22 protein-coding genes and 1 pseudogene are annotated in these 25458 nt (G+C 43.6%); 16 read left to right on the top strand and 7 right to left on the bottom strand.

The annotated features are described in order from the left end of the window. Positions 1-37 precede the first annotated feature (37 nt). Entirely contained in the window at positions 38-481 is a 444-nt protein-coding gene (smpB, locus tag BUQ89_RS06800; RefSeq protein WP_028461187.1) for an SsrA-binding protein SmpB, read from the bottom strand. 101 nt (positions 482-582) lie between these two features. On the opposite strand from smpB, the gene BUQ89_RS06795 reads away from it, so the two are divergent. Together BUQ89_RS06795 and BUQ89_RS06790 are read left to right on the top strand one after the other, a co-directional pair. Next, positions 583-1020 (top strand): type II toxin-antitoxin system RatA family toxin, encoded by a 438-nt coding sequence (locus BUQ89_RS06795; RefSeq protein WP_028461186.1) that lies wholly within the window; start codon positions 583-585, stop codon positions 1018-1020. Then, complete coding sequence (locus tag BUQ89_RS06790; RefSeq protein ID WP_028461185.1) at positions 1007-1315, top strand: RnfH family protein; 309 nt, start codon at positions 1007-1009, stop codon at positions 1313-1315. Before BUQ89_RS06795 ends, BUQ89_RS06790 begins: the two co-directional genes overlap by 14 nt. Before the next feature lie 350 nt (positions 1316-1665). Here the strand turns inward: BUQ89_RS06790 and BUQ89_RS06785 are convergent, their stop codons facing one another. Beyond that, positions 1666-2973 carry a hypothetical protein gene (locus BUQ89_RS06785; RefSeq protein ID WP_028461184.1) on the bottom strand — a complete coding sequence of 436 codons (1308 nt, stop codon included), beginning with the start codon at positions 2971-2973 and terminating at the stop codon, positions 1666-1668. A 575-nt stretch (positions 2974-3548) separates the two neighbouring features. Here BUQ89_RS06785 and BUQ89_RS06780 point away from each other — a divergent pair. Next, positions 3549-4169, top strand: a complete 621-nt coding sequence (locus BUQ89_RS06780) for a uracil-DNA glycosylase family protein (RefSeq protein WP_245812928.1) — start codon at positions 3549-3551, stop codon at positions 4167-4169. Positions 4170-4280: 111 nt separating this feature from the next. Here BUQ89_RS06780 and BUQ89_RS06775 read toward each other — a convergent pair whose 3' ends face one another. Beyond that, entirely contained in the window at positions 4281-4736 is a 456-nt protein-coding gene (locus tag BUQ89_RS06775) for a DUF4124 domain-containing protein (protein ID WP_028461182.1), read from the bottom strand. Positions 4737-5199: 463 nt separating this feature from the next. Here BUQ89_RS06775 and guaB point away from each other — a divergent pair, with 463 nt between their 5' ends. Next, positions 5200-6663: an IMP dehydrogenase gene (guaB, locus tag BUQ89_RS06770; RefSeq protein WP_028461181.1), complete on the top strand. Its 1464-nt coding sequence runs from the start codon at positions 5200-5202 to the stop codon at positions 6661-6663. Between the two features lie 12 nt (positions 6664-6675). Further along, complete coding sequence (gene guaA / locus BUQ89_RS06765; RefSeq protein WP_028461180.1) at positions 6676-8238, top strand: glutamine-hydrolyzing GMP synthase; 1563 nt, start codon at positions 6676-6678, stop codon at positions 8236-8238. A 449-nt stretch (positions 8239-8687) separates the two neighbouring features. Here the strand turns inward: guaA and BUQ89_RS06760 are convergent, their stop codons facing one another. Continuing rightward, positions 8688-9683 carry an IS30 family transposase gene (locus BUQ89_RS06760; protein ID WP_074202542.1) on the bottom strand — a complete coding sequence of 332 codons (996 nt, stop codon included), beginning with the start codon at positions 9681-9683 and terminating at the stop codon, positions 8688-8690. Positions 9684-9811: 128 nt separating this feature from the next. Beyond that, positions 9812-10474 carry an IS5/IS1182 family transposase gene (locus BUQ89_RS06755; RefSeq protein ID WP_051537552.1) on the bottom strand — a complete coding sequence of 221 codons (663 nt, stop codon included), beginning with the start codon at positions 10472-10474 and terminating at the stop codon, positions 9812-9814. A 413-nt stretch (positions 10475-10887) separates the two neighbouring features. Between BUQ89_RS06755 and BUQ89_RS06745 the strand changes: the two genes are divergently transcribed. Genes BUQ89_RS06745 through BUQ89_RS06735 form a run of 3 tightly spaced genes read left to right on the top strand, consistent with a single transcriptional unit; the run spans position 10888 to position 11836 of the window. Beyond that, on the top strand, positions 10888-11139 hold the full coding sequence (locus tag BUQ89_RS06745; RefSeq protein WP_143071234.1) for a LuxR C-terminal-related transcriptional regulator: 252 nt from the start codon (positions 10888-10890) through the stop codon (positions 11137-11139). A gap of 47 nt (positions 11140-11186) precedes the next feature. After that, on the top strand, positions 11187-11480 hold the full coding sequence (locus BUQ89_RS06740) for a type II toxin-antitoxin system RelE/ParE family toxin (RefSeq protein WP_028461176.1): 294 nt from the start codon (positions 11187-11189) through the stop codon (positions 11478-11480). Positions 11481-11506: 26 nt separating this feature from the next. Further along, complete coding sequence (locus BUQ89_RS06735) at positions 11507-11836, top strand: HigA family addiction module antitoxin (protein WP_028461175.1); 330 nt, start codon at positions 11507-11509, stop codon at positions 11834-11836. 223 nt (positions 11837-12059) lie between these two features. Here BUQ89_RS06735 and BUQ89_RS13915 read toward each other — a convergent pair whose 3' ends face one another. Next, positions 12060-12281, bottom strand: a complete 222-nt coding sequence (locus BUQ89_RS13915; protein ID WP_218146743.1) for an HNH endonuclease — start codon at positions 12279-12281, stop codon at positions 12060-12062. A 512-nt stretch (positions 12282-12793) separates the two neighbouring features. Between BUQ89_RS13915 and BUQ89_RS06725 the strand changes: the two genes are divergently transcribed. The 5 genes and pseudogenes from BUQ89_RS06725 to BUQ89_RS14170 form a co-directional block, all read left to right on the top strand. Next, a complete protein-coding gene (locus BUQ89_RS06725) occupies positions 12794-13183 on the top strand; it encodes a hypothetical protein (protein WP_051537551.1) in 390 nt (129 codons plus the stop codon). Between the two features lie 1470 nt (positions 13184-14653). Further along, positions 14654-15100: an ATP-dependent zinc protease family protein gene (locus BUQ89_RS06720; RefSeq protein WP_028461174.1), complete on the top strand. Its 447-nt coding sequence runs from the start codon at positions 14654-14656 to the stop codon at positions 15098-15100. A gap of 60 nt (positions 15101-15160) precedes the next feature. Beyond that, positions 15161-16081 carry a 30S ribosomal protein S6--L-glutamate ligase gene (rimK, locus tag BUQ89_RS06715; protein WP_028461173.1) on the top strand — a complete coding sequence of 307 codons (921 nt, stop codon included), beginning with the start codon at positions 15161-15163 and terminating at the stop codon, positions 16079-16081. 3 nt (positions 16082-16084) lie between these two features. After that, the gene (locus tag BUQ89_RS06710; protein ID WP_028461172.1) at positions 16085-17128 is read left to right on the top strand and encodes a succinylglutamate desuccinylase/aspartoacylase family protein; all 1044 of its coding nucleotides are present in this window, start codon (positions 16085-16087) and stop codon (positions 17126-17128) included. 269 nt (positions 17129-17397) lie between these two features. Further along, positions 17398-17490, top strand: a pseudogene (locus BUQ89_RS14170) (IS5/IS1182 family transposase); the annotation flags it as partial. 380 nt (positions 17491-17870) lie between these two features. Here BUQ89_RS14170 and BUQ89_RS06705 read toward each other — a convergent pair. Beyond that, positions 17871-18713 carry a PEP-CTERM sorting domain-containing protein gene (locus tag BUQ89_RS06705; RefSeq protein WP_028461171.1) on the bottom strand — a complete coding sequence of 281 codons (843 nt, stop codon included), beginning with the start codon at positions 18711-18713 and terminating at the stop codon, positions 17871-17873. Between the two features lie 750 nt (positions 18714-19463). On the opposite strand from BUQ89_RS06705, the gene BUQ89_RS06700 reads away from it, so the two are divergent. From BUQ89_RS06700 to BUQ89_RS06690, 3 genes are all read left to right on the top strand, one after another. Beyond that, positions 19464-20825 (top strand): efflux transporter outer membrane subunit, encoded by a 1362-nt coding sequence (locus tag BUQ89_RS06700; RefSeq protein WP_036572829.1) that lies wholly within the window; start codon positions 19464-19466, stop codon positions 20823-20825. A gap of 157 nt (positions 20826-20982) precedes the next feature. Beyond that, positions 20983-22239: an efflux RND transporter periplasmic adaptor subunit gene (locus BUQ89_RS06695; protein ID WP_051537550.1), complete on the top strand. Its 1257-nt coding sequence runs from the start codon at positions 20983-20985 to the stop codon at positions 22237-22239. Continuing rightward, a complete protein-coding gene (locus BUQ89_RS06690) occupies positions 22236-25409 on the top strand; it encodes an efflux RND transporter permease subunit (protein WP_028461168.1) in 3174 nt (1057 codons plus the stop codon). Before BUQ89_RS06695 ends, BUQ89_RS06690 begins: the two co-directional genes overlap by 4 nt. Positions 25410-25458 lie beyond the last annotated feature (49 nt).

Below are 25458 nucleotides of genomic sequence, written 5' to 3'. Positions count from 1 at the left end.
TTACAGGTTTTTAAATTTAATACTGATAGTCTGAACACTATTTATCACGCATGAGTCGCTGCTTATCACGTTCCCATTCTTTCTGTTTTTCAGATTCACGTTTATCATGTTGTTTCTTACCCTTAGCTAATCCCACTTCCAGCTTAATTCTACCTGCTTTATAATGCATATCTAGTGCAACTAAAGTGTAACCGGAACGTTCAACCTTTCCGATAAGTCGTTTTATTTGCTCAATATGCAATAATAACTTGCGAGTCCGTACTGGATCAGGGAGGATATGAGTCGATGCAGTTGGTAGGGAACTAATATGGCAACCAATGAGGTATAATTCTCCTTTCCGGATGACAACATAGGCTTCTTTTAATTGAACTCGCCCGGCACGGATTGCTTTGACTTCCCAACCTTCAAGCACCATACCTGATTCGTATTTTTCTTCGATAAAATAATCATGGTAAGCTTTTTTATTTTGGACGATGCTCATGTGGGAAAGAAAATAAGTAATTTTGAAATAAGTAATTTTTTAAATTTCGGGTATTTTATCAGTTTATCAACATTACCTCATTCAAGCGAGGTGATTCATTTATGGCAGAAATAAAAAAATCAGTTTTAGTTGAATATTCAGCAAGCCAGATGTTTGCTCTGGTTGATGCGGTTGAAGACTATCCAGAGTTTCTTCCATGGTGCGGCGGCGCATCAGTGGAGCCACAGAACGAGAAGATAACGCATGCAACAGTAAAAATTAATTATCTTCATGTTAAACATAGTTTTACTACCGAGAACACGCGCCATCCACCCGAATTAATTGAGATGACATTACTGGATGGCCCTTTTCAGCATCTCGACGGCCACTGGCGCTTTATTCCATTATCAGATGATGCTTGCAAGATAGAGTTCCGTTTGCATTACACTTTTTCTCATGCACTACTGGAGAAACTGGTGGGACCAGTGTTCTATATGATTGCCAATAGTTTTGTGGAAGCTTTCATCGAACGCGCAGGTACAGTCTATGGAAAACCATGACAAACAATACATAGACATCGAAGTGGCCTATGCATTACCCCGTAACCAGATACTTAAGCGATTAAGTGTGCCGGCAGGGACAACCGTAACGCGAGCAATTATACTTTCTGAGATAATCACTTTGTTTCCGGATATAGACTTGGCAAAAAACAAGTTGGGTATATTCAGCCAATTTGTAGATCCTGAAACGATCCTACGCCATCGTGACCGTGTCGAGATTTATCGAGCGGTTATTGTTAATCCCAAGGAAATGCGAAGAAAACGAGCAATGAAAAAAACAACACAAAATACATAGCACCATTCAAATGATAACCGTTTAGCTTTTGAGAGGCTTTTGCAAAAGCCCTTGCCAAAAATTTTATGCTATTGATTATAAAGTATTAATTTTTCAATTATTGGGATTTTGCAAAGATCTCTAATCATGATTAAAATAAAAAAAAGGAATCGGTTATCTTTTTATTGAAATGAAAAATAATACCGTTTCATTGTTATCTTCACCTTGTGATAACAAGACAATAACTACTGTTAGTCTACAAAGTACAATAATAAAACCGTCAGACTATGATTCTAGTATTAGTGTGCACTGCTAACTTCAAACAGTGCACATAAACCATAACAAGTCGTTTCTAAATATAAAAATTAGAATTACAACGATTTCAGATATTCTTCTAAATCCACTTTTTCTCCTTCCGATAGCAACAATCCGAAAAAGGTATCATAATGATCAATAACACTCTGTAGCGTCATGAAACGCCCATCATGATAAAACCCTCCTTTTGTGTGTGCCCATAAGCCCTTTAATGGAGCGGTACGATACCCATTTTCAGGTCCGCGCTTAGCCTGGAAATCATCAATACCAATTTCCTCAGGTGTATGTATATTCCAGCCCGGCTCAGTAAACAGAGGCGGCACATGGCAACGTGCACAATCCGCCTTATTATTAAATAGCTCCTCTCCGCGAGCCGCCGCTACTTCGCTAAAGCTATCTCTTGGTGGTTCTGGTGATTTAAGCGCTAACTGATAGAGGTGTAACGCAGGTAATTTTGATGTCACTAAATCCTCCTCACCGGGACCAGGCCGCACATTGTCAAAGTTATTAGCGGCCGCAAGCGGAAATTTAGTACTATCTTTCAAACGCGCATCAATAAAAGTTCCTTGGCCATGCATCTCAAGTACAGCAACCAATGCATTCCAATGTGAAACGCCGCCCCAGCCCGTTGAGGTATGCAGATTAACACCTGCCAATCCAAACGCCGGTGGAATGAGCACCGCGCCCGGAATCTGAGAATCTGGCTTAAATGCTGCTCCATCGAAACCCAATGCGGCATCAAATTTACCAGGCCCCCAGCTATTCAGAACAAGTTTGACAGTATCTTCATCAACCCCCAATAAATTAACATACGGCTGTAAATTAGGTGCCAATGCAATGATCGCACCAACATTTAGATCGCGATTGGCCCAGCCATCCAGGCGATGGCCGATTCCCGGCGCAAAAGAATCATCAACGGTCGAATGACACAACGCACAAGTAATCCCGATTGAGGTCATGTTGTTCCCATCAAACCGCCCTTTTACGCCTAGAACCGCATCCTGTTTAATTAAGGTAAGCGTGGTTGCCGGGTCAGTGAGATCCACCTCACCACGCTCAAGAGCTCGCTGTAATCGTCTGGGAAGTGCACTAACATCAACTTTCAGACCCACTGCGAATGCAGTTTTTGGATCAACAGCCTGGGAAATGGATTCATGGAGCCTCAACGTATCGCCCCAAAACTTTTCATCCCCAAATGTATCAAAACGGAAGATCTCTTTCCCTTCTTCCAGCGTCCTGAGCGCATTCTCAAGTTGACTGTCATTCGACCTGCCGCGATCTCTCGCAGAGCTGTATGGAATAACAAAGACGAAACTGATCAGACTTACTACGATAAAAATAATACATTGATAACGTTTTGACATAATAATCTCCGATTAGTGGTCGTTCTGGCCCAAGAGGCCGAAATATTTTCACTCTTTACGGTATATCACTACGCCACAGGCATGAGACGCATGCTTTGCACATGTGTCAATTCATTATGTCTGCGGAAACAACGTGTAAGATTTGATTTTTATTCAGAACATACACGTTATCCAAACAACAAGCATATAGAATACTAATACACAAACAATAACTTAGATAAAAATAACACTGATGTTCCACGGTAAAGCAGAACGATTCCTCCATCCCATTCTTTCTAATTTAAATTAAATTAAAAATTATCTAAGCTAAATACAGACAAGGAACCATTCCTGGAGGCTTTTGCAAAAGCCCTCGCCAGAAGTTTTCGACTTTTGATTATAAAGAGTTAATTTTTAAACTATTGGGGCTTTGTAAAGGTCTCTCCTAATATACTGTACACAAAAAATATTTGAATTTCCAGCCATATTAAAATGCCTTGATGAAACAGGTTTGGGAAGTATAAGCTTATGATGGAAAAAGCGATGTTGCCACTACAGCTGCTGAATTGATGTTTAGCCACTCAAGTGAGGAAACCATGTCCAGAATGCCCTTTTCATCTTTATTAGTTGAAGTGCTGGCCTGCACAGCCTGTAAAGCCCATTTACCGCTCGACCCTCGGCCAATCCTTCAACTGGATCCAGAAGCAAGTATTCTGATTGCGGGGCAAGCACCCGGCAGAAGAGCTCATAACTCAAGGATACCGTTCAATGATGCTAGCGGGAATCGCTTACGTGAATGGTTGGGCATAACATACGAAACCTTCTATGACCCCAAGCAGATCGCTATTTTACCGATGGGTTTTTGCTTCCCCGGTTCAGGACAATCGGGAGATTTGCCCCCCCGACCCGAATGTGCCCCTATTTGGCGCACAGCGCTTCTCAGACACCTGCGACATCTGAAAGTTACTCTAGTGCTCGGGCAATACGCGCAAACATATTATTTTAACGAAGCGAATCTTTCTGTCACTAACCGGGTTAAAGCATGGCGCACCCACTGGCCGCACATAATCCCGCTACCACATCCAAGCCCGAGAAACAATCTTTGGCTACGCCGGAATCCGTGGTTTGAAGCCGACGTACTTCCAGCGCTTCAGGTACATCTGTCAAACATACTTGCTCAGAGACTTTTACAAAAGCCCCCACCGAAAGTTATATAATCTTGATTATAAAAGATTAATTTTTAAGCTATTGGAGTTTTGCAAAGATCTCGCTCAATGAATGAGAGTGCGTGAGCACTTATTAACTTATTATAAGGTTTCTACCCTTGCTTAGTTGCAGTAGGCCGCGATATTCTTTTTCGCCTTTTCTATTTTCTCATCCCGCATATGACTATCAACATAAACAATTCCTCCTTTTCCATCAGGTATAGTCAAGCGGGGTGACTCCCGGAATATTTTCAATCTACCTTGAGCCTCGTTACACTTCTTTTTATTTTCTTCAGCCTCAATCTGTCGTTTATTCTCAGCTTCTCGCCTGGCAAGCTGTCGTTTCTCGAATTCCAACTTTTCTTCAGACAAACTTTTTCCAGTATTAGTTTTATTATTGTCATCGAATCGCGGTGGCATCGATTGAATACTGAGCCCCCTGTTATCCTGGGTGACATCTGATGGCGGTGGCAAATCGGAATATTGCATATGACCATTTTTATCAACCCACTTATATATTTGAGCCTGTGCAACGATGCTTAATACAAATAGTAGCGCTGGCAGCAGGATATGTCGCATATTTCTCTCCGGAAAGAATCAAGATAAATTCAGCCTTTTCACAACAGGATGTCACACGATGCTTAGTCACATCAAAAATAGTGGTTTCATCTTGCTGGATCAGTTGATTATTACGTATAGATCATGATCACGATTGGTCCATTCTTTTAATCCCATTTCTTTATCCTGTCAGATTCTCATACATTGACCAATTCTCCCATTGATAGCTATCATTTCAACAATATGAATAAATGTTATTGCCAGATTACAATTACCAGCTTAAGTTTCTCAGAAAGAGATCTTTGAAAAACCCCAATAATTTGAAAATTAATCTTTAATAATCAATATTATATAGCTTATGGCGAGGACTTTTGCAAAAATCTCAGAAAGCATGATATTCATCAAAATCTACTTTACTCATATTAATTCATGAAATATTCGCGCTTAGTTTCGCTATAATAGCGCTTTGCAAAGGATTGTTAGTATGCAATTGATTCAAAAAGCACTCACCTTCGACGATGTTCTATTGCTCCCCGCCCATTCAACGGTTTTACCGCGGGATGTAAGCCTGAGCACTAAACTGACACGAACAATTTCCCTGAATATTCCACTCGTATCCGCCGCAATGGATACCGTCACTGAGGCACGACTTGCTATTGCAATGGCACAAGCAGGTGGCATCGGCATCGTTCACAAGAACATGCCGATAAAATCCCAGGCAAAGCATGTGGCGCAAGTCAAACGTTTTGAAAGTGGCGTGGTTAAAGATCCCATTACTATCCCTCAGGATATGACCGTACGTGAAGTACTTGAACTTATCCATTTACACAAGATTTCAGGACTGCCCGTTGTAACTGGCACCCAATTGGTCGGCATTGTTACGAATCGAGATCTTCGTTTTGAAACCAAGCTAGATCAGACGATTAAGAATATCATGACGCCAAAAAACCGGTTGGTCACGGTCAAAGAAGGGGCAACTCGTGCTGAAGCCATGGCACTATTGCATCAACACCGGCTAGAAAGAGTCCTGGTAGTTAACGAGAATTTTGAACTACGTGGCTTGATTACTGTAAAAGATATTATCAAGACATCGGAACATCCTTGTGCCAGCAAGGATGACCAAGAACGATTACGCGTCGGTGCTGCCATCGGTGTTGGCGAAGGCAGTGATGAACGTACAGAAGCACTGGTCGAAGCTGGAGCGGATGTCATTGTTGTTGATACCGCACATGGGCATTCCCAAAGTGTACTTAAACGAATAGAGTGGGTTAAAAAACGCTTCTCACACATTCAGGTTATTGGCGGCAATATTGCAACAGCAACAGCGGCTAGAGCGATGGTTGACCATGGAGTTGACGCTGTGAAAGTCGGAATTGGACCTGGCTCGATTTGCACCACACGCATTGTCGCAGGTGTCGGCGTGCCACAAATCACTGCCATTCACAATGTATCCGAAGCATTAAGAGGAACCGGTGTGCCGATCATTGCCGATGGTGGTATCCGTTATTCTGGCGATGTTGCTAAAGCAATAGCAGCAGGCGCTAGTTCCATTATGCTAGGCGGTTTATTTGCTGGAACAACCGAATCACCCGGAGAAATCGAGTTATTTAAAGGACGGTCGTATAAAAGCTATCGCGGCATGGGTTCACTCTCTGCTATGGAGCAAGGATCCAGCGATCGTTATTTTCAGGAAGCTGAACAAAAAAACAGCAATAAATTAGTACCTGAAGGTGTGGAAGGTCGCGTTCCGTACAAGGGCAGTATTACTTCAGTTATCCATCAGCTTACAGGTGGTATGCGTTCCAGCATGGGTTATCTGGGATGTAGCACAATTGAAGAAATGCATACTAAAGCCGAGTTCGTTGAGATCACTTCTGCTGGTATCCGTGAATCGCACGTGCATGACGTACAAATCACTAAAGAAGCACCTAACTATCACGTTGATTAGAAACGATCCTATATGCACCAGAAAATTCTTATTCTAGACTTTGGTTCTCAATACACACAATTAATTGCGCGGCGTGTGCGAGAAACCAGTGTCTATTGCGAACTACATCCTTACGATATCAGTCCACAATTCATTAAAGACTATGATCCTAAAGGAATCATCTTATCGGGTGGCCCCGCATCGGTCACCGAAGATGAAACACCCCGTGCACCACAAATTGTATTTGAGCTAGGCATTCCGGTATTGGGCATTTGCTATGGTATGCAAACGATGGCAGCACAATTAGGTGGCACGGTTGAGACCGCCCGGATAAGAGAATTTGGCTATGCTGAAGTATCCACAGCAACAGACGGCAGCTTATTACAGAATATTCAAGACCGGACTAACACTAAAGGTCAGAATATTCTGGATGTCTGGATGAGTCACGGTGACAAGATCGTAACATTACCACCTGGCTTTAAGATCATGGCATACAATACGGCCACCCCTATTGCGGCAATGGCGGATGAAACACGTCAGTTTTATGGCATTCAATTTCATCCTGAGGTTACCCATACCTTGCAAGGCAAAGCGATTATTGAACATTTTGTTCATGATATCTGTAACATCGATTATAGCTGGAATATGCCCAATTATGCGGAAGAAGCGATTGGCAAAATTCGCTCTGCCGTGGGTAATGATAAAGTCATTCTAGGTCTATCAGGTGGCGTTGATTCATCTGTAGCCGCTGCATTAATACATCGAGCAATTGGCAAACAATTAACTTGCGTATTTGTAGATAATGGCTTGCTTAGGCTCAATGAAGCCAAACAAGTCATGGATATTTTCACAAGAAATCTAGATGTTACGGTTACTCAGGTTGATGCCAGTCACGAATTCTTTAAATATCTCCAAGGTGTCTCGGATCCAGAAACAAAACGACGAATTATCGGGCGAGAATTTGTAGAAGTATTTCAAAGAGAATCGGCCAAAATTACCGATGCGAAATGGCTTGCGCAAGGAACAATTTATCCTGATGTCATCGAATCTGCCGGTAGCAAAACAAATAAAGCACATACTATCAAGTCACACCATAATGTAGGTGGTCTACCCGAAACACTGCACCTGCAGTTACTCGAACCATTGCGTGAGCTATTCAAAGATGAAGTTCGCGAACTCGGATTGGCTCTCGGTTTACCCCGCGAAATGGTTTTTCGCCACCCTTTCCCCGGACCCGGCCTAGGCGTCCGTATTTTAGGTGAGGTGAAACACGAATATGCTGAGTTACTAAGACAAGCAGATGCAATCTTTATTGAAGAACTGCATCTTTCCGGCTGGTATGAAAAAACGTCTCAGGCATTTGCGGTATTCTTACCAGTAAAATCCGTAGGCGTCATGGGTGATGGACGCACCTATGACTATGTTGTAGCACTAAGAGCCGTTCAAACTCAGGATTTTATGACGGCTAACTGGGCGGAACTTCCCTACTCCTTATTAAGTAAAGTTTCTAATCGCATCATCAACGAAGTACGTGGTATTAACCGCGTCGTTTATGATATTTCAGGTAAACCACCCGCTACGATTGAATGGGAATGATCACGCGTTAGGTACTAGCTGGCACTAAACAGCATTTAATAAGATGCAAATCCATGATTTTATGGAATTTTTTTAATATTGCGCCATCTGGCAAGGTTTGGCAGCGCCGATTCCGTCGCATTAAGCGCAAAAAAGCATATTTCGAATGAGTTGGCATGCTATCCCTTTAAACTAGACGGATTTACTCTGCCAGCCCATAAAATTGCTCAGCAAAAGATATCTTGCCAGCTCCCTCCATCATCATCTGACCTTTGCTAATCATTTGCATTAGTTCGATGCCAGCCAAGATGTTTTTAGATGATTGAAAATATGAGATCTTTGCAAAACCCAGTTTTTAAAATAAAGCCCACAAATATGGTCGTTACTTTGAATAATTGATGTGTTTTAGCCGATCATAATCATAAAAACTGCGGAATAAGCGATTTATTATCCTGATTTGCTGCGCGGATTCAATTTCGAAGTGCAACGCCTAACGGTGATTTGATGTAGCGAACCGTCTTTCCGAAGAATACCTCAAACGGGGTTCTGAATCCAAGCACTTTGCGTGGTCTATGGTTGAGTCTATCCACCGCCCATTGCACTTGTTCTTGAGTAGCCTCAACCAATTCCATCCCCTTGGGGAAATACTGTCGCAGTAGCCCATTACTGTTCTCATTCAAGCCACGCTCCCATGAATGGTAGGGATGGGCGAAATAAACATCCGCATTGAGTTCCGCCGCGATGGTTTGATGCTCCGCGAACTCTTTCCCATTGTCGAATGTCATGGTGTAGCACTTCCCTTTGTGAGGGCGCAGTAGCCGCGTTACTGCCGCCGTCACACCCAACGCATGTTTGTCGAGAACTCGGGCTGCCAGAATGTAGCGCGACCTCCTTTCGGCCAATGTGACCAATGCGCCTCGGGGGTTCTTGCCGATCACGGTGTCGCCCTCCCAGTCGCCTATGCGACTCTTCTGTTCCACAATCACCGGACGTTCGTCAATGCCAATCCGGTTCTTGATTGTGCCTCGGCGCTCTTGACCACTCGCGTAACGTTTCCTGCGCGGCTTCTGACAGCGCAAGTGCCGCCACAGGTCGCCACCACGGCGCTTATCTGCATAAATGTGCAAGTAGATCGATTCATGGCTGATCGGCAACCCGCCTTCCAGAGCAAGCCGCTGTGACGCTTGTTCCGGACTCATGTCCTGTCGAATCAATCGCTCAACTTCCGTCCATTCCAACAATGAGTGACGCTGTGCATTGGCGCAATTTTTTCGACGTTCGTCCCGTAATTCCTGAGCCTGCTTGGGATGCCAACCACGTCGACCCTTGTTCCGTCTGAATTCCCGAGAAATCGTCGACTTGTGTACGCCCACTTCATCCGCAATTTGTGATTGGCTCAAACCTGCCTTCTTCAAGCCAGAAATCTGGTATCGTTGCTCTCTGGTGAGCTGCTTGTAGTGATTCATCTGTGCTCCTTTTACTTGGTCGTTTAAGTAGCTCCGATACTACCGCAGCTTGCCTATAAACTTCCTTACAAAAGTTGCACTTCAAAGTTGAATCCGCCCTGTTTAAAAAGCAGACGTTTCCTGTATTACTAGAGTCTTTTGCAAAAGCCTCGTTGATTGATAGCAGTGGTCTCAACCACCACCAAACCATTATCATCAACCAACGTGTGTTGTTTATAACCAAACATAGATTTACCACCTTTCCTTACCCAACGAGCATCTGTATCTACACCGGGTTGATTGACTTCGATGACTCGCATGGTCGCTTGGGCAGAGGATTCATCATCTCGCTCTTCGCGGTCGTTGACCACTTCATAGGGCGGCTTAGTCTTCGGTTTACGTGGGCTATGTGTGATGCTGGCATCAATGTGACAGCCTGTTTTGACAGTGACATTAAGTGCATGGACTTGCTGATTGATTTGTTCCAACAGATTATCCCATGCCTGGGCAGCTGTTAAGCGTGTTCTGAAACGAGACAGCACTGAATGATCGGGAACATCGTCTTCCAGAGACAGGCCTAGAAAGCGCATGACGTACAGATTGGCATTAGCCATATCTTCAACTGCCTCGTCACTGAGGCCGTCATGCCAGATACCAACCAACAGCATTTTAAGCAAGAGCAATCCTGAATAGGCTGGGCGACCCGTAACATCAGTTGCGGGCGCATAATGCTGACCAATCGCTTTTTCGATGGATGCCCAGTCAATCAGATCATCAATTTGATTCAGAGAGGCTTTTGCAAAAGCCCTCACCAGAAGTTTTCGACTATTGATTATAAAGGATCAATTTTTCAACTATTGGGGTTTTGCAAAGGTCTCTCAGAAAGTTTCCTTTGCGGATGCGGCGCACGGCATCAAAATCTGAAAAGCTCACAATATATACTCATCTCACTGATTAAAAGTAGTATTTTATCATAAAAGCAGTTGAATATACCGTCTACCGTCAAAAGGTCTCCGATCGTGAAGCATGGGCTTTGATCGATGATGATGAAAAGTTGAGGCTGAGCCATAAGTATTGCCGTAAGCACAGACCTCAGTTTCGTGATGGAACCTAGAACCCAGAATACCGTAGGGCGATACGCTCTCGTGAAGCTCTTGAACTGGAGGCTAAGCGCCTGCTTAGCCAGTCGGCTCAGCCAGAAAAAGTAAAACCCCATACCGGAAAGTTGGATGTCGACCGCTTCATTATGAACCTCATCGCGCAAACAACACTACAGCCTGCTGATGAAGATAGGATCAGAAACCTGGCGCGTCGACTCGTCAACTACCGCATTTCAGATCGAAAAAAACAGATTCTGATGTTGTTGGCTACTGGTTTCAAACAGGTCGAGATCGCCCGGCGGTTGAAAATCAGCCGACAGGCCGTTTCAAAAGCGTTGGCTACTATTCCTGATGAGTTCCGTTTAAATGCGCCTTGACGCACAACCATATTGTGCATACAATAAATGAAAAATGATTAGGCAGTATGGCGATTGAATTTAAAGACACATGGCTAGAAGCCTTTTACGAAGCCGATCAGAGTTACAAAAAGATACCTAGCACTATTGAAAGTGCACTCTTTAGAAAGCTACAGATTTTGGATGCAGCCACACAGGAATCCGACTTGAGGATTCCACCAGGTAATCGCTTTGAACATTTGCAAGGTAGTTTATCTGGGTGGTGTTCCATCCGTGTGAACAAGCAATATCGACTGATTTTCCGTTGGCAAGATGGCGTCGCACTGGATACGTATTTAGACCCGCATGCGTACAGAGGCTAGTGGAGCATTTTTGGAGGTATAAAGTTATGAGAAATACAAAACGTCGCCCAGTGACTGTTGGGCAAATGCTGACGATAGAGTTTCTGGAACCCATGAACATCGAAATTAGCGAGCTGTCAGATGCCATGGGCGTGCATAGAAATACCTTGAGCCGCATTGTACACGACAAGGGTACTCTAACCGCTCCTATGGCTATCAAGTTAGGTGCAGCACTCGGTAATACCCCAGAGTTTTGGCTCAATATTCAGCATGCGGTAGAAATCTGGGACGTGCGGCACCGAGCTTATGAACAAGAAGCCAAGAATGTACGCCGAGTAAAGCCGCACCTAGAAGATGGAAGTGCGGCAGCGGGCTAGTAGCTAATTGATTTAGAAGAATAGACCAACGCGTGTATGAGTATTAATATACTCTTCAAGACCTTTGCAAAACCCCAGCAGCTGAAAAATTAACCCTTTACAATCAATAGTAGAAAGCTTTTTACGAGGACCTTTGCAAAAGTCTCATGATTACTATTTTGATTCTTCGCCGTCCACGTCGGGTTATCACGCAAAAAACTGTAGAAATCATCTCTGCGTTGCTTTAGTTCTTTTTTGTACCCTTAGGGTGTTTCTTGTCGTAACTGCGCATATCACCATGACAGTCAAAGCACAAAGGAATAGCATTATCAAACGTATCATCACCGCCTTCACTTTGTTGAATAATGTGATGAGCTTCCATCTTAAGATCTTTGAATAAATGACATAAGCAGAAATTCCTTCTGCAAGCTACTAAAGCATCATTTTTAACTTGTTTCCAAGACACTAAATACCTCCCCAAGTATTAATTAAAGCTAACGCTGCCAACACCGGCGAGCATAGCGAGTCCAGCCAGCTTGCTGACTTTTGTGATTGGTCTTGTTATGCATTTTTTATAACCGTGACAATATTGAAAAATAGGGACTAAACATCTCTCTCTAAGAAATAAAATGATCATTTTACATGCGTCAGCTTATTGTATCTCCATAAGCAACAATGTATTTCGATTGCAACTACTTCTCTATTCTTTACTTCATATGTATCATCCTGTACCAAGATAGAAGTTTAAATTTAACTTTATAAAACTTCGAGGTAGTATTTGAAATTGAATAAATAATGTTCGAGATCAAAACCAAAATGGTATTTAGCAAAAGGTAATGATACGCATTTAATTATTCAATTAAGCACATCACTGTCAACCTGAGAGAACGGATTGTTAATGTGGTTATTTGCTTCAGATATTTTTATTGAACTATCTGAGCAGCGTAATAAACCGCTATCTTCAGAGGAAAAATACTAATGAAACTCAAGACATTATTAAATTCGCCATTAGTAATATCTCGATCACCTATGGATTTTTTGTTGATATTAGCAATGGCATTATTGATCGCACCAGCGGTAGTAACCGCAGCCGGGAATAAATATGATATCCAGCAAGTCGCTGCGGCTAAAGTTAATAATTGCAAATTTATAGCCAATGTTAAAGGTTCATCTGGCTACGGCGTGACTCATGTCACCGTCTGGAAGAATAAAGGGAAACATAAAGCCCTGGAGCAAGCATCCAAGCTAAACGCAACCCACGTGGTATGGAATAACGATGCAACAGGATATGGATCAGGTCCACGTGTATCTGGCAGCGCATATTATTGCGACGGACCTGAAAAAATGGCAGGTGCCACCAGTAGATAAACAGATAGTCAAAAGTCTGAATAATAATTACAAAGTTAGCCTGAACAGGAAGAAAGTTTAATGCACTACCTTCTTCCTGTTTTTTTATTACAGAATAGAACTTCCTTCTTGATAGGCACCCCAACCCGCTATATTCAGTCTTATCAGACAAATACTTTACTTTAATTCAATGACCATACCCGATTTCCACATCATCAACTAAATCGGTGCCAGTATTCAGACTAGCGGTAAGGCAAGTTAAATAATCACATCATTAAATAACTTTTATTGCAAAATCATTCTGATTTGCTGCGCTATTCTCAATTCATGTCATTGATAAAGACCGCTGCATAACTGTTATCTCGGGCTGGATAAGATTTTTAAGTGTTTGATTTATCGATGCTGCAAGTAATCAGAAAAGCTCAAAAACACAGTTATGCAGCGGTCTTTGATATAATATGAGACCTTTGCAAAACCCTAATAGTTAAAGAATTAGCCCTTTATAATCAATAGTAAAAAACTTCTGGCGAGGGCTTTTGCAAAAGTCTCAATATAACTTTAAGATAATAGCTACCTCAAGTACTGAGCCAGAAATTAGTTTAGGCTATATTTCTTTCAATTCAAATTTACACAAGTTACAAAAGCTCTTTAATACGCTGTGAAATCACCAACGGACATTAGAAAGCTCCAATCCTTCAAAGATTATAGATCCAGGTTATTTCGCCAGCACATCATAATGCTAATATGTATGCTGCTTGAATTTTTAGATCAGGCGTCCATACTACAGACAGCAACTAGTGCTCAAACTTTCGAATAAATGCAATCCCACTCCCGCCTGCATCATTGATCGACTTCGCTGCAGCTTAACGAGGCCAAGACTCCATTTTCACAGAGAGATCTTTGCAAAACCCCAATAGTTGAAGATTAACCCTTTATAATCAATAGTCTAAAACTTCTGGCAAGGGCTTTTGCAAAAGTCTCACAGGATGGAACTGTCTCGTAATGTAGGATTTACCCATTTTTTACTATACAACTTATTGATTGTTAACACCTTAAATTTTGTAAAATGCTATTACGAGACAGCCCCAGAATATGTTGAGTACGCGCGATTACGGTGATCTTTCTGGCCCGTTAAGAGGATAAAAAAACAGGTCAATTTGAGGTTTATACCAGCAACACCCGCCACTCTCGGTTTTACTGAAATCGCATCGGTCGTACGGCAGCGCAACGAAATACCATCCTGTCACGTCCCGAGTGACGGTGGTAGTTGTCAGTCTGGCTACTTTGAATAAAGTATGTACATAACCAAGCCTACTCTCAAACATCACTTCCTGTTCTTTGACTGGATAAAGTCGAAATCGGTAAGCGCACTTGACGTCCATACTTCACATAATACAATAGCGCTGTTTAGTGAAAACCACCCGGGACGGCAAATCAAAACCGTTTCATTACCTCTCCGGCCTAAAGGCTGAGGTTTCTCGGAGACTTTGAATGAATGAAAAAATACACATACAATCTCCAATTATCGGCTGGCGGGAATGGATAACCCTGCCAGATCTTAACATTCAAAAAATTAAAGCAAAAATAGATACTGGCGCAAGAACCTCAGCATTGCACGCCTTCTGGGTTGAAGCCTATAGAAAAAAACATCAACAGTGGGTTAAATTTGCCATTCATCCCGATCAATATAATCTGGATATCGTGCTTGAATGTGATGCGCCAGTAAAAGATCGACGTATAGTTACGGATTCCGGTGGGCATAAGCAGCGTCGCTATGTCATAGAAACACTTTTTCGGCTGGGACCATGTGCTTTCATTGCAGAATTGACACTGACTAACCGTGATACCATGCAATTTCGCATGTTACTGGGTCGTACAGCGATTAATAATCACTTTCTGGTTAATCCTCGTGCTTCTTATTTGCAAGGGCGACTCTAAAAATCAAATTATATCTGCGCATATTTTATATACAATGCCATGAACTAGAAAGGATATAGCATGAAAATCGCAATTCTATCCCGCAACCCCAAGCTTTATTCCACCAAACGACTGGTCGAAGCCGCAACTGAGCGAGGACATGAAGTGAAAGTACTGGATGTGCTGCGTTGCTATATGAATATTACCTCTCATCATCCGAAAGTTCATTATCGTGGAGAGATATTAGAAGGCTTTGATGCTGTGATACCCAGAATCGGCGCTTCCGTTACCTTCTACGGCACGGCTGTGTTACGACAATTTGAGATGATGGATGTTTTCCCATTAAACGAATCCGTTGCCGTTACACGTTCGCGTGACAAGTTAAGATCGCTGCAGTTGCTGGCACGTAAAGGAGTTGGCTTACCCGTCACTGGATTTGCACATAATCCAGATGATATCCAAGGCTTAATCTCGGAAGTTGGCGGCGCACCACTCGTGATTAAATTATTAGAGGGAACACAAGGAATCGGCGTTGTCCTTGCCGAAACCCATAAAGCTGCAGAAAGTGTTATCCAAGCCTTTATGGGACTCAATGCAAACATCATGGTACAGGAATTTATTAAGGAAGCAGGTGGAAGCGATATACGCTGCTTTGTAATCGGCGATAAGGTTGTTGCATCAATGAAACGCCAGGCACCAGAAGGAGAATTCCGTTCCAATTTACATCGCGGTGGACAGGCTTCACTCGTCCGATTAACACCAGAGGAACGCTCAACAGCCGTCAGAGCCGCGAAAATTATGGGACTGAATGTCTGTGGCGTTGACTTATTACGCTCCAATCATGGGCCTGTCGTCATGGAAGTCAACTCATCACCCGGATTACAAGGAATTGAAACTGCCAGCAATAAAAACATTGCTGCATTGATTATTCAATTTATCGAAAAGAGGATCATCTCGCTTGAACATGCTGTAGATAAATCCCGAACCCGTGGGAAAGGATAAACAATGACCACAGAATTGATCATCAATAACCAACCCATAGAGCCAGGTTGCAACATCATGATCGATTTACCATTACCACGGCTTTACACGCATACTTTGATGACCATGCCCATACATGTTATACGTGGCAAAAAGCCAGGCCCAAGACTATTCGTTAGTGCTGCGATTCACGGGGACGAACTTAACGGTGTCGAAATTATAAGACGATTACTAAAACAGCCAGCCCTCCATAAGTTATGCGGCGTCCTTATTGCAATACCAATGGTCAATGTTTATGGCGTCATTCAGCATTCCCGCTACTTACCTGATCGACGTGACTTAAATCGTTCTTTCCCTGGCTCCAAAAAAGGTTCCTTAGCATCTCGACTAGCTGACTTGTTTATGACCGAGATTGTAACGAAATGTACCCATGGTATCGATTTACATACGGGTGCAATTCATCGCAGTAACTTACCGCAGATACGCGCAAATCTGGATGATGCGGAAACCCTCCAGCTAGCTAGATCTTTTAATGTTCCGGTATTGCTAAACTCAAATCTACGGGATGGCTCTCTACGTGAATCTGCTTCCGAATTTGGTATCCCGATGCTGCTGTATGAAGCAGGTGAAGCCTTAAGATTTAATGAAGTTGCCATACGTGCCGGGCTTCGCGGAATTCTGGACGTCATGCGACATTTAAATATGCTGACTACCCGAAAAGTACACAAATCCAGCGCAACGGAACCGTTTATTGCGCGTTCCAGTCAATGGATCAGGGCGCCGGAGAGTGGTATTTTCAGGGCAGCGAAATCTTTGGGCGTCAAAGTGAAAAAAAATGACGTATTGGGCGTGATGAGCGATCCCGTATCAAATTTCGAGGTACCGGTCATTTCTCCTTGCGGTGGCCTGATTATAGGCCGATCCGAAATACCCCTCGTCCATGAAGGCGAAGCCATTTATCATATCGCACAATTCCAGGATAATCGAGAAGTTGCCGAACATGTTGAAATATTTAATGAAAATATTTCTCCAGAATCAGAACCTGACAGTGAAATCCCAATCGTCTAATATGAGTGCAAAATTGCTATGAAGACTTCGAGGCCTTTGCAAAACCCCAATAGTTGAAAAATTAATACTTTATAATCAATAATATAGAACCTATTTGGAGGGCTTTTGCAAAAATCTCACTTCTTATTAGTAACACGCTCATGATTCACCCCCCTACTCCTATCTTCCCTGAAATATCACAGAGTATTTCGATAGCAAAATTATGGGATATGCTGATCCGTCGCATTGCTATCCAGAAGAGATTTTTGCAAAAGTCTCTTCAAATTTAGCGCGGCATCGTCACAAGATACACTAGAAATATCGCTTCATTCCTCTCCGCTGTGCAAATCAGATGTATCGCTCTCTGGAAAAATACCTCATGATTACAGCACCCAATACCTTTTGAATGATAAACAAAAGACCGCTGCATAACTGGTTATCTCGGGCTGGCAAGGTTTTTAAGTGTTTGATTTATCAATGCTGCAAGTAATCAGAAAAGCTCAAAAACATAGTTATGCAGAGGTCTTAACAATATAAAGACCGCTGCATAACTGGTTATCTTGGGCTGGGAAAGATTTTTAAGTGTTTGATTTATCAATGCTATAAGTAATCAGAAAAGCTCGAAAACACAGTTATGCGGCGGTCTTATATATACTAACTCAAAGCCAATCCGACAGATATATCAAAAACCTAGCAACCATTAGATCAGATCCGGGCCAGTATTATTTTGTAATATTATTAGATTGATGACTTATTATAAATCTTAAATAACTTTACGAGCTCGTAAGAAAAGTAACATAGATAGCAATCCAAGTCCGAGTAAACCAAAAATATTGGGCTCAGGTACATTTGTCGTAGTCATGTTTACCGGAAAAACACCTGAATCAGAAGTAGTAATTACGTTCGGTGCCACTGTTATGCCCGCTGTGGCTGTATTTTCCCCATCAAGTGTGTATGAGCTAACCTCACCATTAGATGCTCCAAAAAGACTAGCCAAATAAAAGAAATCAAGAGTGACGTTATTGCTTTCAAGTAAAATACTACTCTCTATATTTTCATTAATGGAAAAATTAACAATATCAGATGCTGGGCTGTTTTGATTGCCACTAATCTGTCGAAAAAAAACCGGTGCAATGTCACCCGGATCATCCTGAAGCGCATTCCCAAAGAAATTGGTATGGTCTACAAGACCTGTCTCGAAAACTGCAACGGCAATACTCCAGCCTAAAAAAGAACTGTTAGGTGTATCACCAATAATCGTTGCATTAAGAATGGCATCTAGCCCAAAAGAAATATCTACATTTGTCCCCATGCCATTCCGAAAATTAATCGTGTCGCCCATAGTACCTTGCGCTGAACTCGAAACGCTAGATCCATTGCCTTGCGCAAATAACGACATTTCTCCTGTTGACAAATCTACTGTAGACCGTGCATCATCATTAAATTGAACAGCCTTACTAGTAGCACCGTTCAACATCAAACCATCGGTGACTTGACTTCCAAAAGTAACAACAGGACGAACAAAATAGGCCTGTGTATTGGTAGAAATTAATATAACTATTGTTAATATAAACCCATGTACTATTTTTATTTTTGAACCCAACACGTTTCTTCCCTCTTCATATTTTTTTATAGATATACCCCTGGATAAACTCAGGGCTCTATGCTGTTCGATGACAACTCCTCATATACAGAAAAAAATTACAGTTAATGAGATTTTTGCAAAAGTCTCTTAATGTATATAATATTTAATAAGCAAGAACCATGCCTGAAGTTATATTTTCAATGTTTTCATAATGCTACGAACAATGTAATTTGATACATATAACAAAGTGTAATAAATATCGACGCTAATAAGCCTTACTAAGATTAGATACAATGTTCGAGATTTTTGCAAAATCCCAGTAGTTTAAAAATTAACCCTTTATAATAAATAATCAAGAGCTTCTGGCGAGGGCTTTTGCAAGAGCCTCATGAGATTAAGTATTTTCTGTGAATCCTTAAAATGATAGATCATCAGCCTACATAAAATTACTAAATCGCCATACATACTCTAAAAAACAGTGATTGTTATTATATCGGTTAGCAATAAACAAGTAGCTGTGCCAAATTACTCCGATTCTGGAAAAATGATACCAAGCAGCATATACCAGATTTCAGTATCTACAAAAACACTAGGATGTTATATTTAAAAAATTGTTACCCCTACTACTATTATAGCTAATTCAGTTTCAGATCAATTTCAGACCTTAAACGAACCAATATGCTCGATATGCCTCATATCAAATCCAGGCAATTATCATTAAAAGTAAGCTCCTCCAGGAAAAAACACCATCCTGGCTGGATACGCATATTGATGCTACTCCCAAGTCTACTGATCGTGTCCTGCGCCATGGGCCCCGACTATTTACGGCCACATATCGAAACCGCCGATCAGTTCCGTATGAGCCAGACAGAAGGACAATCTATTGCTAATCTTCCTTGGTGGGCACTCCTTCATGATGAAGAGCTCCAACGCCTCATCAGTCAGGCTTTATCGGAAAATAAAGATCTTAAACAGGCAGTAGCCAGTGTCGAGGAGTTCCAGGCTCGCCTGGGAATTACGCAAATGGATTTCCTTCCGAAAATGGAAATAGGAGCCAATGCACCAGCCTTTGGCACGCTTGGTGGATTTCCCAATCCCGGCTTTCCGACACCTTTCAGTTATTTCGGACAAACAACACTCAATTGGGAACTGGATATCTGGGGCAGAATTCGTCGTGCCAATGAGGCCGTCCGTGCAGATCTACTCGCACGTAAGGAAAATCAGCGCGCGATCATTCTGACGCTAATCAGTACCGTAGCACAATCCTATTTCGATCTGTTACAGTTCGATATGCAGCTGGATATTGCCCGACGTGCACTGACCTCGTGGGAGAAGTCAGTTGCCATTTCCCGTGCACAGTTACAAGGCGGACTCACTTCCCGCCTGGATTTAGATCAGTTCGAAGCAGAGCGCGCCAATGCTGCTGCTCGAGTAGCTGGGTTTGAACGACAAATTGTTCAGAAAGAAAACGAACTGAGCGTATTGATCGGGCGCAATCCGCTGCCAGTTACACGCGGTCACTTATTAACGGAGCAGCTGATTCCACCCGAAATCCCGGCTGGATTACCGTCCGAATTACTGCAACGGCGACCGGACATTTTACAAGCCGAACAAATCCTGGCAGCGACGACTGCTCGAATCGGAGTCAGCAAAGCCGCACGATTTCCCAGATTCTCAATTACCGGATTACTGGGTGTAGCCAGCCCGGCTTTGTCTAATCTATTGCTTTCCGGCAGCGAATTTGGTGCAGGTGGAATCGGACTGGCAGGTCCATTACTCAATGCGCAGAGCCTGGGTTTTGAACAACGGGCGGTAGAAGCACAAATGAAACAGGCGCTGGCACAATACGAACAAACGATCCTTTTAGCATTCAAGGAAGTCGAAGATGCGTTGATCGCTATTCGCACCGCCAATGATCAACGCAAGGCGCAGCAAGAACAGGTGAAAGCGCTGCGATCAGCTTTACATGTGGCCGATCTACGCTACGAGGGCGGTATTACCAGTTATGTCGATGTACTGCTTGCCAAACGTAATTTGTTCGATGCTGAGCTCTCCCTCACAGCAACGCATCGTTTCCATTTGATATCCATCGTTCAGCTCTATAAAGCCTTGGGCGGTGGGTGGGTGCCATAATCATGGATACATCATCAAAATCCATGGCAATTTAAAATAAAATACTTTTCCGCACTTATGCGGATTTCGATACTCTAAACTAGATGGTAGGTGGAGAGTTTTTTAATTACGGTTGCCTTGCTACTCATCTTATAGGCTATTTAACTCACTGGAATCCATGATTGATAAGCACACATCACCATTAATGATTTTAGCCTTTCGGACAAGAACGATTATTGTACGCATGAATCTCGGGCTACTTGTCGGGCTGTTCTTAATTTCGCTGGCGGGCTGTTCAGAAAAAGCATCTACAGATCTACTCCCTCCTATCCCTCAGGTAGAAGTTATTACCGTGACAGCCCGAACGGTTCCGGATGAACCTGAGTTTATCGGACAAACCGAGGCCTTTCGCCCCGTCGAGATTCGGTCTCAGGTAGCCGGAATTATTAATAAAATTTATTTTACTGAGGGTCGGAACGTAAAAAAAGGGGATAAACTTTACCTGATTGATCCCGTTCCTTTTAGAGCTATTTATCTTAGCAGCGAAGCGAGAGTTGCTCAGGCCAAAGCCCGACTGGTTCAGGTCAAACAGGACCTGGCACGTGTTCGCCCCTTACTGGAACAACAGGCTGTCAGCAAAAAAGATGTCGATGATGCCGTAGCTGAGGTATTGGGCACTGAAGCCACGCTGAGGGCTGCACAAAATGATCTGATTAAAGCGAAATTCGACCTGGACAATACGCTCATTAGCGCACCCGTAAATGGCCGTATCGATCGCAGCCGTTTCTATGAAGGACAGCTCATTTCGGCTCAAACCACCCTTTTGACTACGATAGATCAACTGGATCCCATGTACGTCAACGTAAATATTCCCGAAAGCTACCTTCTTCGACGCCGCCGCGAGCTGGCTGAAGCCAAGGTACAAAGACCGGATATTTTTAAATTACATGGCGTGATGACTTTTTCGGATGGAAGCGTATATCCGGAAGAGGGAATACTTGACTTCGCAGCAACTACCCTGAGATCTGAAACGGGCACCTTGCAGGGACGATTTAAGTTTCCCAATCCGGAAGGCGGTTTTTCTCCCGGAAAATCTTATTTCTATCCCGGACAATTCGTTAAGATTCGCCTGAAGGGCTACATTCGACCCAATGCGATTCTGATCCCGCAACGAGCTGTTCAGCAAAGCCCTGCAGGGTCGTTTGTTTATGTCATTAATGAGAACGAAGCAGTCGTATTCCGCTCAGTGAAAGCCAGCGCATGGTATGGAAAAGAATGGTTGATCGAAGACGGTCTTCATGTCGGAGAACGCGTGATCGTAGCAGGATTTCATCGCATTCAGCCTGGAGTGCAAGTGGAAGCCGTCCCCTATCAGGATGAAAAGACGCTTGATCCCAATGTTTATCCAGAAGAAATCACTCAAAAATCACCATGAATTCCCATTTCTTTATTGACCGTCCAATTTTTGCGGCAGTTTTATCGATTCTAATCGTGATATTCGGTCTGGTTTCTTTGCGAAGCTTGCCAATAGCGCAGTTTCCACAAATCACGCCACCCATGGTACAGATTGAGGCAGATTACCCGGGCGCCAGTGCAGAAATTGTCGCTGAGGCTGTGGCGCGGCCGATCGAAATACAACTCCCTGGTATTGATAACCTGCTTTATTACGATTCTACCAGTACGAATGATGGGCATATGACAATGCGGCTTACATTCGAAATTGGGACGGATGTCGATATCGCACAGGTTCAGACACAGAATCGGCAACGCCTCGCCGAACCCCAGTTGCCCGATGAAGTCATTCGTCAAGGCATCAGTGTAAAGAAGGTATCACCGGATTTACTGGCAGTGATCATGTTGAGTTCGACCGATCCCAGGCACGAAGCGGTTTTTCTCTCAAACTATGCCTTGCTTCGGGTTCTCGATAACATTAAACGCATCCCCGGCGTCGGCGACGCCATCATCTTCGGTGCGCAAAATTATTCAATGCGGTTGATCCTCGATCCCATCCGCATGGCGCAACTCGATATTACACCCACTGAAATCGCAACTGTGGTACGCGAACAGAATCGAGACTTTCCTGCCGGAAGAATCGGGCGCGAACCCACCTCCAAGAACACCGAACTGACCATTCCCGTGATTACACGTGGCCGGATGAGTGAAGTCAGTGAATTCGAGGATATGATCGTTCGAGCATATCCAGATGGTTCCATGATCCGAATGCGCGATATTGCACGGGTAGAACTGGGCGCTCAATCCTATGACCTCGAAGGAAGATGGAACGGAAAGCCGAATGGATTCCTTCTGACCTTTCTTTCCCCTGGGGCTAATGCGCTCGACACCATCAAACAGATTCGCCAGGAAATGGAGAAACTAGCCAAAAGCTTTCCGACAGGCGTGTCCTATGATATTCCGTATGACACGACCACATTTATTGATGTCTCCATTAAGGAAGTGGCAAAAACACTGGTTGAGGCTACGCTCCTGGTCATCCTGGTGGTTTTTCTTTTTTTACAGAGTTGGCGTGCAACATTGATCCCAGCCCTCGCCGTTCCAATTTCCCTCATTGGAACGCTGGCAGGCATGGAAGCATTGGGATTTTCAATTAACACGCTAACTTTGTTTGGCATGGTATTGGCCATTGGCATTGTGGTGGACGATGCAATTGTTGTCGTGGAAAATGTCGAGCGCCATATTACCCAAGGCGGTCTTTCACCCAAAGATGCAGCCAAAAAGGCCATGGATGAAGTAACGGGACCCGTGGTTGCGATCGTCCTTGTGCTGGCGGCGGTATTTGTACCGGCTGCCTTTTTGGAAGGAATTACTGGCGAATTATACAAACAATTTGCAATTACGATCGCGCTCTCTGTCGCCATTTCCGGATTTGTCGCGCTTACACTCAGTCCCGCACTTTGTGCCCTGATTCTTAAACCCGGCCACGGCGCACCTCACGGATTCTGGAAAATATTTAACCGCTCGTTTGATTGGATACAAACACGTTACGTTGGAGCGGTCAGTATCCTCCTCAAACGATCGATCATTGCTCTGGCCGTTTTTGCCACACTCATTGCTATTATTCCTGGACTGTTCAAGATAATTCCAGGCAGTTTTCTTCCAGAAGAAGATCAAGGTTATTTTATTACGATCTTTCAACTACCGGAAGGGGCTTCCAAAACACGTACGACAGAGGTCCTGGAAAAAATAGAAACCTATTTTGGAGCAAATCCAGCGGTTCATTCGACGGATGTTCTGGTCGGCCAAAACTTTGTATTCGGTACACGAGGAACGAATCAGGCGACAATGTTCGTTCCGCTACACCATTGGGATACCCGTCCAGATAGCAGTGAACAGGTTCCAGGCCTGATTGCAGCAGCCTATGAAGAATTTGCTAAAATTCCCGAAGCGATGATTCTGGCGTTTAATGCGCCTACTATCCCAGGGCTCGGTTCCACAGGCGGCTTTTCACTCCAGTTACAAGATCCCAGTGGTGGAGATTTTACTGAGTTTGCGACCGTCGCTCAGGAGTTTGTAGCCAAAGCTGTAGCGCATCCAGCCATTGCGGCTGCCAGCACCAATTTCCGTGTCAGTACACCTCGACTTTACGCTCAGGTGGATCGGGAACGGGCAAAAGCACTGGGTGTTCCTATTTCTGAAATCTTCGATACCATGCAGGCTTATTTCGGAAATCTATATATCAATGATTTTGTAAAATTTGGCCGCGTTTATCGCGTGCAAACAGAAGCACTACCGGAATATCGATCCAACCCAGAGGATATCAGCAAAGTTTATGTGCGCGCACAAAATGGCACCGAACATACCATGATCCCTTTGGATTCCGTCGTTTCCACTCAATTTAGCAGCGGCCCCGACCCGGTAACCCATTTCAATGGGTTTAATACCGCCCTTATATTGGGCGGCGCCGCACCGGGCTATAGTTCAGGACAAGCACTGGAAGCACTGGAGCAGACCGCCGACGAAATACTGATACCGCGTGGTTTCGCAATTGACTGGAGCGGAATCTCCTTTCAGGAAAAAAAGGCCGGAGGAGAATCCATCCTGGTATTCACCTTTGCCTTGCTGATGGTCTTTCTGGTATTGGCTGCCTTATACGAAAGCTGGTCCATTCCATTCGCAGTCATCCTCGCGATACCCTTCGGGGTTTTAGGTGCATTACTCGCTATCTGGGTTCGAGAATTGAACAATGATATCTATTTTCAGATTGGCTTAATAACCCTAATCGGGCTGGCCGCAAAGAATGCAATCCTGATTATTGAATTTGCTAATCAGCGGTATACTGCGGGCGTGTCACTAACCGATGCAGCGCTGGAAGCAGCACGTCTTCGTTTTCGCCCCATCATCATGACATCCATGGCTTTTATTCTTGGTGTATTTCCCCTTGTCATCGCTTCTGGAGCGGGAGCAGCAAGCCGACACTCTATCGGAACAGGTGTATTTGGAGGCATGTTGGCCGCCACATTCTTGGCTATCTTTTTTGTACCCTTATTCTTCGTTATCATCGGAAAGATGACACGACGCACTCAACATCCAACAACCAAGATCAGTAAAATAGAAAAGAATAGCGTTTCTTCTACAAAAAAAGAATGATAACCATTTGATTCGTTGAGACTTTTGCAAAAGTCCTTGCTAGAGATTT

Source organism: Nitrosomonas cryotolerans ATCC 49181 (assembly GCF_900143275.1).
In the GTDB taxonomy this organism is placed as follows: domain Bacteria; phylum Pseudomonadota; class Gammaproteobacteria; order Burkholderiales; family Nitrosomonadaceae; genus Nitrosomonas; species Nitrosomonas cryotolerans.
This window is presented reverse-complemented; position numbering and strand designations above follow the sequence as displayed.